Annotated in this window: 1 protein-coding gene (cut by both window edges); it reads left to right on the top strand. The window is 71.9% G+C overall.

Every position in this 12,702-nt window falls within one protein-coding gene, locus ACZ4WQ_RS42575, for a lonely Cys domain-containing protein (RefSeq protein WP_468022820.1), read on the top strand. The gene is 61,656 nt long; 36,387 of those nucleotides lie to the left of the window and 12,567 to its right, leaving coding positions 36,388-49,089 in view, spanning codon 12,130 (complete) through codon 16,363 (complete); the first complete codon in view begins at position 1. The start codon and the stop codon both lie outside this window.

Genomic DNA, 12,702 nt, shown 5'->3' with positions numbered 1-12,702 from the left:
GCGCTTCACGGCGGCCAGGCCGCCGCCCCGGACTCCGCTCCCCGGGTGCTGAGCCGCAGGAAACTGACGGACCTCGTGGACGGCATGGTGGCGGTGTCGGTGCCGCCGGGGGGTGTGTCGGAGCGGCGGTGTCTGGAGTTGCTGGATGCGTTGCGGGATGAGTTGCATCCGGGCGGGTTGCTTGCGTCGGGTGTGCGGGCGGGGGGTGTGGTGGATGACTCGGTGCTGGACCGGCCGGGTGCGGCTTCCCGTTCGGTGGTGGGTCCTGGGTGGGGCCGGGTGGGTTCGTGGGGTGCGGTGGCGGATGCGCTGGAGAAAGCGCGGCTCGCGGGGCCGGGGTCGGTGGCGTTGGTGTTGGCGCGGCGGCCGGGGTCGGTGTCGTTGGAGCGGGGGCGGCGGCCGGAGGACGGGCTGGGGCATGCGTTCGCGGCGTATCACACGGCGGATGGCGGTGTGGTGTGGGTTGACGCGTCGAAGCGCAAGGGGCGCCGGGTGTCGACGGATCCGCCGGAGGTGGGGCTGTTGTTTGACGCGCAAGCGGTGGTGGTGGGTCCGTCCGGGCGGGTGGTGGCGGACGCGCTGGAGCCGTTCGTGGAGTCGTCGTCGGTGGCGCACGCGTTGCTGGACGGGGCGGTTCGCGATGAGTACGGGGCCCTCGGCACCGAGACCGAGTACCGCTATCCGCTCACCGTCCCTCTCCTCCCCGACCTCCTGCGGAGGCTTGGCGTCCTCATCCCGGAGGACCCCGGAGAGGCGCCCGATATGCGGGGGGAGATCCTCGCCGAAGGTCCCGGCATCAAGATCGCCCTCGACACGACGCCCTTCTGGCGCGACCCCGCCACCCAGCGGCTCTATGACATCGGTGCGCCTCAAGTGCCCCCGGGGAGTGAACTCGTCACCAGGTATATCCCGGAGGTCGTCGTCGATCCGGCGGTCTCGATTCCGGGTGAGCGACGGCAGACTCTGGCGGAGGCGGAGGCCAAGCGGAAGCTGATCCGTGACCGGCTGGCGCGCACGGCCGAGCGGGGCGGTCCGATACCGCTACGGGAGCTTCTGGAAGACCTTCCGGGGTGGGAGATCGCCGAACTCGGCCAGGGAGTCATCGTTGATCCTCCCGGTCTGGGGTATGACGGCCGCTCCTACCACCAGCCCACTCTGGGCACCCCGGCGTTCGGGTTCAGGGCGGCCCAGGACCACGCTCTTGGGCGGCTGTTGGCGCCGTACCAGCTGGATCTGTTCCTGGCGGGGCGGCAGGCCGGGCAGCGGTCCGCCCGGCGACTCGTGACCCGGATCATGGGTGGCGACAAGGTACCGGCGAGGTTCCTGCCGTTCCTGTCGGTCATCCCGGATGTGGACGAGGTCTGGGGATACGCCTGGCAGATGTTCAACCAGGCCGCCGCCCAGCCGGCGAGCAAACCCCCGCAGCTGTTCAAGAACCTGCTGCCGCTGCCGCTGCGGCACGCGCTCGACAGCGCCCGCCGGGCTCTGCGGCCGGACACGCGAGGTTTTCTCGACGAGGATCACGACGCGCTCAGCAAGCTGGTTCACGACGAGCTGACGGCGGTGATGAGGCGTTATTTCCGGCGGTACAAGCCGGGCGAAGCCGTCCCGGACGGGTTCTTCGACATGGCGTTCGGCGACGCGCCCTCCCCACGTGAGCAGGTGACCGCCGCGCTGACGGGGCGTACGTCCCAGGGAGGGCAGACCACCCCGTACGAGACGCTCGGCATGGTGGAGTTCCCGCTGGACACCGACAGTGCCCGGCTGTCGGTCGCGCTGCTGCTGGGCGAGTTCCGGGCGCTCGCGGTGAACGGCCAAGGCCCCACGATGACCGAGGAGCAGATCGAGCAGACCGACGCCGAACTGGCGGCCCTCGGTGAGCGGTTGTACCGGCGGGCGGTGGCGGCCTCGGTCCCGCTGCCCCCCGAGGAGCTGCGCCGGTCGGTGCAACGGATTCTGGACAACCGGGTGGTGCGGGACTTCTCCCGGTTCCTGCGGCTGGCCGTCGAGGGCGTGCCGCACGTGGACGGCGCGCCGCGGCGGCTGCTGACCGTGAGGGGCGAGCAGGAATCGGCCGAGGCGCTGGGTCTTTACGCCCTGGGCACCCCGTTGCCCACAGCCGATCCGTTGTATCGGCTGCTGGCCGAGGTGGTGGGGGAGGCGTCCGCTTTCCTGGCGAACCGGACCGTGCCCGCCGGCGAGCGCGAGGACGTCAGTAAGGCTGTCAGGGGTGCGGAGAAGGCGCTGAAGGTTCTCCGCGAGGCGCCGACGCCGCCCGCGATCGGGTCGCTGGCGGAGATCGTGGCGCTGGACGGGTCCAGGGTTCCCGCGGCCCGGGTGTGGCACGTGAAGCACTCGAACCGTTCGGGCGCGCCGGTGGGGGTGTCGCTGCGCGGGGGCGGGGTGTGGCTGGGGCGGCAGGAGTCCTACGGCCTGCTGCCGGAGGTGGGCCACGTCACGGAGGTCCGGTGGGAGCAGCCGGACGGCAGCGCGGAGACGCCGGTGGTGGTGTCGGAGGGCCCGTGGGAGAAGGCGCCGTTCGGCAGGCTGTTCCTGGTCGGTTTGGACGGGGACGGGACCGCGGCGTGGTTGCCGGTGCGGTCCGAGGACGGTTCGGGTGTTTCGGGTGTGGCGTTCGGCTACAAGGGGGTGATCGATTATCTCTTCGCGCGTGCGCCGGAGTTGACGGAGACGTCGTGGGACACGGATGTGCTGGTGGCGGGTGCGGATGTGGGGGGCCCATATGCGGCTGGTCGTGATCCGCTGGAGTGGCCGCTGGCCGGTCAGGCGCTGGCCAACGGCACCGGTTTTGACCGGGGGGTGTGGGCTTCCGCCCTGGGTCTGGAGTTCGGGTTCGCCTCGGGCGTCGAGGAGGTGGTGGGCGAGGACGGTGTCACCCGGCAGGTGCCGGTGGTGCGGCTTCAGTTGGCGGAGGGCGACCGGCTGGTGGGGTTCCGTCGGGAGCCGTCGTCGGTGCAGTTGGCGGTGTGGGCTGAGCGGGTGACCGGTGATCGGAGGCGGGCTGAGGATGTGCGGCGGTGGTGGCGGGCGGTCCGGCTGGTGTACGGGCCGTTGCTGGAGAACGACGGGGCGGCGTTTGACGCTGTGCTGCGTGGTTTCCGCGCGCTGGATGAGTGGCGGGCGCGCCGGCGTGACGCTTCCCCGCTGACCTGGCGCCGTCTGCGGGCCCTGACCGACGAGCACTTCGCCTCCCCCGGGCAGTCGGCCCCGCCACTGGCACAGGCTTTGCCGCTGTTCCTGGAGCGGGCCGCGGACGAGGTCGGGACGGACCTGGACCTCCTTGGCTTCGATCTGACGCCGCGGTATGAACCCCGGCGGGCGTGGGAGGAGGCCCCGGAGTCCTCGGTGGCGGGCCGGGCGGGTACCGCCGGTGGGCCGGGAGGCCCCGGGCGCCGTGGCCTTCCACGGTGGTCGGATGTGCGGCGGCTGGGTTCGCGTCTGGGGGGCTTGCGGGGCGGTTCGCCGGATGCGGGTGTGGATCCGCTGGCGGCGCACTGGCCGATCGGGCGTGTGGTGACGGTGGCGGGGCCGCGGTCTGCCGCGCCGGTGGAGGTGCCTGCCGCCGAGGCGTCTGCTGAGGCGTCTGCTGGGGTGTCCGCGGGCAAGGGGAAGGGCCGGGAGGAGTGGTTTGGTTTCGAGCGTCGGGCGGATTCTCGTTCGGAGCCGCTGGGTTACGAGGTCAGTGACGCGGGCCGGGTCCGGCTTCCCGGCGGTCCTGATGGTGTGGGGCGGGTGCTGGAGCCGGAGGGCTGGCGGCGGTTCGGTGCCGATTTCCTGCATGAGCCCAGTGGTGCGCTGCTGTACGGGGACAGCGGGTGGATCGGGCGTGCGGCCAACGCGGCCGAGGTGCTGGAGGCTTTCCCGACGGTGCCCTACACGCTGTCCGCGGATTCCTCGGGTCTGCTGCTGGTGCCCGACGAGCGGGAAACCGGTGCTACAGCGGTCCGTATCCCGCTGACGGAGGCACCGCCCACACCAGCCCTCCCGGCCCCGGCCTCCCCGCGGCAGTCCGAGGCCCTCGACGGGGCTGTCAGGGGGGTCGCACAGCTCCCCGCCGCCCGGCCACTCACCGGGGAGGCCACCGACTCCGCCGACCGAGTGCTGGGCGCGCCGGTCGCCCCGCCGGCGTCCGCGTCACCCGCCCCGGAGACGGCCGAGCCACCCGCCCCGGACGAGGCGGCGGCAGAGCGGTTGTTGGAGGCTCTGCACGGGCGGGACCTGCGGTTCCGGAGCAGCCCGTTCGACGTGGATGTGGTGGCTCGTCATGTGCTGCGTCTGCCGGAGGGCGCGCAGGTGGTTCAGGCGGTGCGTGCGGAGTTGTTCGGGTTGGTGAGGGCTGCCAAGGCGGATGGGCGTGCGGGGAGTCTGGCGGCGCTGGGGGCGTTCCATCTGGAGAGGCTGGGGGCGGCCGGGTCGGACCGGAGCCGTCACTTCACGCAGGGGGGACACCGAATTCCGGGTCTGAACTGGCTGGAGTCGGACGCCCTGGATCTGGACACGGACCGGAGCGAGGTCCTGGTTCCGCAGGCGGGCGGCTCCCCGGCCCCTGGCGGTGGCCCCGGGCGGGAGACGCCGTGGCCGAAGGGGACGCGGCCGTATGTCGTCGGGGGCGACGGCAGCAAGGACGGCAAGGTGGTGGTGCGGCTTCCGGACGGTTCGACGCGGGACGTGGACGTCGAGGAGTTCGTGGAGCTGGTGGCGGCGGATGTGGCGCGGGCGGGTCTGCCGCCGGGTACCCCGATCGTGGTGGCCGTTCCGTTCCTGGGCCGGTATGGCCCGTTGTTGCAGGAGCTGGCGGATCGTACGGGTCTGGTGGTGTGGCCGCACAGCGGTGAGGTGGAGGTCAGCCCGCTGCCCGACGGGAAGGGCCGTATCGACACGGTCGCCGGACGGCCCGGAGTTCCCAAGGGTGTCTGGTTCCCGCTCCGGCCCGGCCAGGGGCCGGTTCTCCATGCCGGCCTGCCCGACTGGTACCGCAGCGTGGTGATGTGGCCGATGGTCAGCGAGGCGATTGGCGAGCAGATGGGCCACTCCTCGTTTCGCCCCACCGAGTACGCGGAGACATTCGAGGAGAACGAACGCCACAGCGACCGGATGACGACGTACGTCGACTTCCGCTTCGCCTCGGAGACCGTTTCACCGGAGCGGGAGTTGCCGCGTCCGGGTCCCGAGGGCAGTCCGTTCCCCGAGGCCGACGCGCTCCGCATCAGCGCGCATGGCATCCCGGGCTACATGGCCGTGGCGGTGCGGAGCGGGGACCGCGTGTACTACCGCTCCCTCGACAAGGACGAGGCAGCGGCGTGGGTGGCGTGGCTGGTGTCCGGGCTCCCCAAGGACCGCTGGATCGACCTCGCCTGCTGCTGCCTCGCCTCCCCCAAGGACAGCGACAGGCCGGATCCCGACGTGGGATCCCTCTTCTACCGCGAAGTGTTCGTGGCCGATCCGCTGCGGGAGCTGTCTCCGGGACAGCACATCGTGAACAAGGCGCGGCGCTGGGCGCGTGTCTCCTACGGCCCGCAGTCGGAGATGAAGCTGCAGAGGAACGGCAAGTACGTGCGGACCCTGTTCACCGATCCCCAGGGGCGGGCCCGGGACTGGGAGCTGGGGCGGCCGGAGCCGGAGGGTGCGGCGCTGGACCGGCTTGCGGTGGTGGCCCGGTTGCACTCGGGGAGTGGCCCGGTGTCGGCGGAGGTGCGGGAGCGGACGCTGATTGCGGTGCGGGCGCTGAAGTCGATGTTCGGGGTGTATGTGGAGGACCGTGCGGATTTCGGGGAGCTGCTGCGGGGTGTGGCGGCGGTGGACGAGATGTGGCTGGCCGATCCAGAGTTCCGGCGGGTGGGTCCGCTGACGCTGGATCTGCTGTCGCGGGTGATCGAGGCGCGTCCGGAGGCGGCGTCCGGGGTGGATCAGGAGGTTGCCCGCCGGGTGCTGGCCGCGGCGGCGGCGTGGTGGGAGGCACGGCCTCGTGGTCCGCGGGGCGAGCGTGTGGACATGCCGTGGGACTTCGTGGAGCTGCCGGTGGTGCGGCTGGGCGCGCAGTGGGTGCGGGGGGATGAGGCGAGGTCCGAGGCCGCCACCGTCCTGAATCTGCCCGAACCCCGCCCGTTGGGTGAGGCGGAGCGGCTGCGGATGCTGTGGGCGTGGGTGAAAACCATGGACCTGCTGAGCAAGCCTGGTGTGGACGTGGACGATCTCGCCATACGGGTGCGCCACCTGGACCCGGCCGTCGGCGTCGGCGCGTCGGAGCGTGAGAACCTGCGGACCTTGCTCACCCGCGCGTTCGCCGTGGGGCAGAACGCGTCCGACACGGACGCGGCGGCCGCGTACCACCTGGAGGTGAACCTGGCGTTCATCGCCACCGACAGGGACACGGTCCTGGACGGGGTCGAGGGGAAAAGCCGTGACTTCACGGGGGAGTCGTGGCCGCGGGTGAACCTCGCGCAGATCCGTACGTCCGGCGGGCTGGTGGACGCGCCGTGGCGGAACCGGAACCGGAAGCGGCAGGCGACCGAGCCGGTCCCCTTCCTGCTGCGGATCGAACAGGACCCGCAGGACTCGTACATCATCGAGCTGGACATCGACGGCAGTGTGTTCCGGATATCGGTCATTGAGTTCCTGCAGCTGATGGCGAACGACCCCATCCTGACAGCCAAGGGAAAGGGCACCAAGGTCGTCCTGTCGCACGCCAGGACCGCTCCCCGCATCTACGTCGTGGCGTGGTTGCTGGCGCAGGGGCTTGGCCGTCCTGTGCTGTGGACCAACGACCGGACGGACCTGTCCGGCACGGACGACCAGGGCGCGCCGGTGCTCACCGTGCCCGCCGGAGCGGCCTCCGCCGCCGTCTGGCAGGAGGCGCTGCCGGAGCCCCCGCCGCCGGGCACTCAGAACGCCCCGCGCCCGGTCCCGCGGCCGCTCCCCAGGTCTTCCGGGCTTCCCGCTCCCGCGGCGGCCCTGCCCGCGGCTACGACGACTACGACGGCGGCGACCGTGCCCTCGGCGGCTCCGGCGAAGCTCCACGGCGGTCCCACCAGGAGCGCGCCCCCCGGGCCGGCCGACGGGACCGGCGCGGCCGGTGCGGTCGCGGCCCCGGGCGTGCCGTGGGCTTCGGGCGCGGACGGTGCCGGGTCGCGGGGGTCGGTGCGGGAGTTGTCGGTGCCGTCCACGCCCGTGTCCGGGGACTCCGAGTCCGCTGCGCGGGTGTTCGTCGCGCCGGTCGCCCCGCAGACGTCCGAACCGCCCGCCCCGCTCGCTCCGCAGCCGGCCGCGCTACCCGCGCCTCCCGCCGCGCTCGCTCCGCAGGCGCCCGCCCCGGTTGCACCGCTCGCTCCGCAGCCGGCCGTGTTGCCTCCCGAGTTGCCGCCGTTGAGCGTGGTGGAGTTCGCGCCGGACTGGACCGGCCCGTCCGGGGACGGGCAGCGGGCCATCAGGGCGCTGGCGCTCAAGGTGGCGTCTGCCGGTCTGCGGAACCGGGAGGTGGGCGCGGCGCTGCCGCGGATTGTCATCACCGGGTACGGTGTCGATGTCGCCGGCGGTGGCGAGTGGCGGGCGCGGGCTGCGTACGCGGTGTTCATGGGCCATCTGAAGCAGGTGCTGGACATCCTCCAGGTGTTGTCCGAGGGGGAGGAGCGGCTGGCCGCGGAGGACTTCCCGTTCTTCGTGCAGTGGGCTCCCGGGGAACCCTCGGACGAGGTGGTCGCGCTTGCCGGTGTGCCGCGTGAGGTGCTGGGGCGGCAGGCGACGGTCGGGTTCGCCCTCCCCCCGGACGCGGCGGCGGCGGAGCGGCTGGAGGCTCTGCACCGGCGGGACCGGGCGCTGCGGGGCGATCCGTTCGATGTGGACGTGGTGGCCCGTCGTGTGCTGCACCTGCCGGAGGGTGCGCCGGTGGACCAGGCGGTGCGTGCGTGGCTGTTCGGGCTGGTGGTGGATGCCGCGGCGGCCGGGCGGGCGGGGAGCCTGGCGGCGCTGCGCGCGTTCCACCTCGAGAGGCTGGGGGCGACCGGGCCGGCCCAGAGCGGCTACTTCACGGTGGATGGACACCGGGTGCCGGGTCTCAACTGGCTGGGACCGGACGTCATGGGGGACATGGATGCCCTGGAGCTGGACACGGACTGGAGCGATGTCCTCACGCCGCAGGCGGACGGTTCCCTGGCGATCGGCGGCCCCGGACGGCAGACGCCGTGGCCGAAGGGGACGCGGCCGTACGTCGTCGGGGCCGACTGGCGGGACGGCAAGGTGGTGGCGCGGCTGCCGGACGGTTCGACGGTGGACGTGGACATCGAGGAGTTCATCGAGCTGGTGGCGGCGGACGTGGCGCGGGCGGGTCTGCCGCCGGGCACCCCGATCGTGCTGGCTATTCCTTTCCTGGGCCGCCACAGCCCGCTGTTGCAGAAGCTCGCGGATCGTACCGGTTTGGTGGTGCGCACGCACAGCGGTGAGGTGAAGGTCAGTCCGCGGACCTACGGGACGGGCGGCATCGACACGGTCACCGGACGGCCGGGAGTCCCCAAGGGCGACTGGGTCCCGCTCCGGCCGGGCCAAGGGCCCGTTCTCGATGACAGCGTGCCCGACTGGTACCACGACGTGGTGATGTGGCCGGTCGTCAGCGAGGCGATCGAAGAACAGATCGGTTACACCTCGTTCGGAGCCGGCGAGTACGCGAAGGACTTCGAGGAGCCGAGCCGACACGCGGACCGGATAACGACGTTCACCCACTACCACAGCGCCTTGAACGCCCATGGCCTGGAGCAGGAGCTGCCGCGTCCGGGTCCCGAGGGCAGTCCGTTCCCCGAGAGCGGTGCGTACCGCATCACCATGCATGGCTTGCCGGGCTACGTGGTTCTGACGCTGTGGGACGGGAACGGCGTGGTCGAACGCTTCCTCGGCGAGGATGAGGCGGTGGCATGGGTCAAGTGGCTGGTGTCCCGGCTGCCCAAGGACCGCTGGCTCGACCTCCCCTGTTGCTGGATCGCGTCCCCCAAGGACAGCAACAGCACGGGGCCCGTCCACAGGAGCGTCTTCGCCCCCGAGGTGTTCGTGGCCGATCCACTGCGGCAGATCTCTCTGGCACAGCGCATCGTGAACGCGACGCGATTCTGGGGGCGCATTTCCTACGGCCCGCAGGGGCTGGGAGTGTTGGACGGCAAGTACGTGCGGTCCCTGTTCGTCGATCCCCAGGGGCGGCTGCGGGAGTTCGACCTGGGCCGGCCGGATCCGGAGGGTGCGGAGCTGGACCGGCTTGCGGTGGTGGCCAGGCTGCACTCGGGGGATGGCCCGGTGCCGGCGGAGGTGCTGGAGCGGACGCTGATAGCGGTGCGGGCGCTGAAGTCGATGTTCGGGGTCCATGTGGAGGACCGTGCCGACTTCGGGGAGCTGCTGCGGGGGGTGGCGGCGGTGGATTCGATGTGGCTGGCCGACCCGGACTTCCGGCGGGCGGGTCCGCTGATGCTGGATCTGCTGCGGCAGGTGATCGCGGCGCGTCCGGAGGCCGCGTCCGGGGTGGACCAGGACGTCGCCCGCCGGGTGTTCGCCGCGGCGGCGAAGGCATGGGAGACACGGCCCCCTGGCCCGCAGGGGGAGCGCGTGGAGCTGCCGTTGCGGCACTTCGTGGACCTGCCGGTGGTGCGGGAGGCCGCCCAGTGGCTGGACGGGGATGAGGCGGCGGCCGAGGCCGTCACCGTCCTGAAACTGTCCGGCACCCGTCCGATGGCTGAGGTGGAGCGGTCGCGGATGCTCTGGGCGCGGGTCAAGACCATGGAACTGCTGAGCACAACCGAGATGGAGGAGGACGACCTCGCCCGGCAGGTGCTCCACAAGGACCCGGACTTCGACGTGGACGAGTTGGACCTCAACGAGCTGCGGGCCGTGCTCACCCACGCGTTCGCCGTGGGGCGGGACGCGTTCGACACGGACGCGGCGGCCGCGTTCAACCTGGAGGTGTACGGGGCGTTCGATGACACCGCCACCGCTATGAACACGGTCCTGGACGGGGCCAAGGGGAGCGGTCGTGACTTGACGGGGGAGCCGCGCCCGCAGAAGAGGGTGAACCTGGCGCAGGTCCGTACGCCCGATCTGGTGGACGCGCCATGGCGGAACCAGGATCCGAACCAGCAGGCGGCCGCGAGCGTCCCCCACCTGGTGCGGGCCGAACTGGATCCGCAGGACCCGGACACCATCCTGATGACCATCGGAGGCAGTGGCTTCCGGGGGCCGATCGGTGAGTTCCTGGAGGTGGTGGCGAGCGACCCCACCCTGACAGCCAAGGAAAGGGGCACCGAGGTCCTCTTTTCGCACGCCGGGCTGGGTACCGACGCCGGCGAGGTGGCGTGGGCGCTGGCGCAGCGGCTGGGCGCTCCCGTGTGGTGGATCGACACCCCGACGGACCTGTCCGGCAAGGACGACCAGGGCAATCCGGTGCTCACCGTGTCCGCCGGAGCGGCCTCCGGCGCCGTCTGGCAGAAGGCGGCGGTGGAGCTCCCGCCACCGAATGTCCAGCACGCCCCGCGGCCGGTCCCACGGCCGCTCCCGCTCCCGCTCCGCGGGCCCTCCGGGACTGGTGCTCCCACGACTGCTCCGCCCACGACGACTACGACTCTGCCCCCTGTGGCTCGGTACGGGGCGGAGGCGGCGGGGATGGCGGCGCTTCACGGCGGCCAGGCCGCTGCCCCGGACTCCGCTCCCCGGGTGCTGACCCGTGGGGAGCTGACGGCCCTTGTGGATGGTGTGGCGGTGGGGCTGCCGTCGGGTGGTGTGTCGGAGCGGCGGTGTTTGGAGTTGTTGGGTGCGTTGCGGGATGAGTTGCATCCGGGTGTGTTGCTTCCTTCGGGTGTGCGGGCCGGGGGTGTGGTGGATGACTCGGTGCTGGACCGGCCGGGTGCGGCGTCCCGTTTGGTGGTGGGTCCTGGGTGGGGCCGGGTGGGGTCGTGGGGTGCGGTGGCGGACGCGCTGCGGGACGCGGAGGGTGTGGGGCCGGGCTCGGTGGCGTTGGTGTTGGCGCGGCGGCCGGAGGACGGGTTGGGGCATGCGTTTGCGGCGTATCACACGGCGGATGGTGTGGTGTGGGTGGACGCGTCGATGCGCAAGGGGCACCGGGTGTCGATGGATCCGCCGGATGTGGCGCTGTTGTTTGACGCGCAAGCGGTGGTGGTCGGTCCGTCCGGGCGGGTGGTGGCGAACGCGCTGGAGCCGTTCGTGGAGTCGTCGTCGGTGGCGCACGCGATGCTGGACGGGTCGGTGCGTGATGAGTACGGGGCCATCGGCCCGGAGATCGAGTACCGCTATCCGCTCGACATCTCCGTCACCCCCGACCTTCTGCGGAGGCTCGGCATCCCGGAGCGCCTGGGGGAGCGGCCCGATCTGCGGAAGGAGGTGCTGGCGCATGGCCCCGGAATCAGGGTCACCGTCGATGCGACGGAGTTCTGGCTCGACCGCGCCACGGACCGGCTCTTCGATCCGACGGCGCAACAGCCCCCGGGGGCGAGGTTCGAGGGGGTCGTGCATTTCATCCCGGAGGTCGACACCGATCCGGCGGCCGTGATTCCGGGTGAGCGGCGGCAGTCCTGGGCGGAGGCGGAGGCCAAGCGGAAGCTGGTTCGTGACCGGCTGGCGCGGACGGGCACGGCCGAGCGGGGCGGGCGTCCGATGCCGCTGGTGGAGCTTCTGGGGGATCTTCCGGGGTGGGAGATCACCGAGATCGGCCAGGCGACCACCGTCCATCCCCTCGCCCTGGACTACGACGGCCGCCCCTACGCGCAGTTCTCCCTGGGTCCCCCCGCGGTGGGCCGCATGATGCTCTGGGATCACGCCATCAACCGGCTGTGGCGCAAGGACACGCTTCCCCTGTTCGTCGCGGGGAGGCGTTTCGGGGGGCAGGCCGCCCAGGAACTGGTGGGCCGGCTCGGCTACCGCGACCCGGCGGTCGCGGACCTTCTGCCGTTCCTGGCCGCCATTCCGGATGTGAACGAGGTCTGGGGATACGCGTGGATGACGTTCAACCAGGTCGCCACCGGACCGGTCAACGCCGCGTTCACGGATACCTCGGACCTGCTCAAGAACCGGTTGGCGGTGGTGTCCCGGTCCGCGCTCGACAGCGTCAGGCGGGCTCTGCGGCCTGACTCGCGGGACTTCCTCGACAAGCGTCACGACCAGCTCAGCGTGATCGCCCACGCCGCACTGACCAAGGAGATGGAGCGCACCTTCGCGCGCCACCGGCCGGGCGAGGCCGTCCCGTACGGGTTCTTCGACGCCGACGAAGTGCCGTCCCCTCGCGAGCATCTGACCGCCGCGCTGACGGGGCTGACGTCCCAGGGGAGGCGGATCGGCCAGTACGAGTCGGTCGGCATGAACGAACTCCCGGGCCTGGACACCGGCAACGGCACGCTGGCGGTCCCGCTGGCGGTGGACGAGCTGCGGGGGTACGGGTTCGACGGCAGGACGATGACCGAGGAGGAGATCGAGCGGGCCGGCGCCGAGCTGGTGGAACTCGGTCGGCAGATGTACGAGGAGGCGGTGGCGGCCCGGGTCCCGCTGTCGCCCGAGGTGCTGATCCGGTCGCTGGAACGGATCGTGAACCATCCGGTGGTCCGGGGATCCCTCCCGCTCATGTGGCTGGCCGCCAATGGTGTGCCGCGGGCGGACGGCCCGCCCCGGCCGCTGCTGACGGCGGCGGAGGGGATGACCGTGGCC

The sequence above is a fragment of the Streptomyces sp. NPDC028305 genome (assembly GCF_055569495.1).
This window is presented reverse-complemented; position numbering and strand designations above follow the sequence as displayed.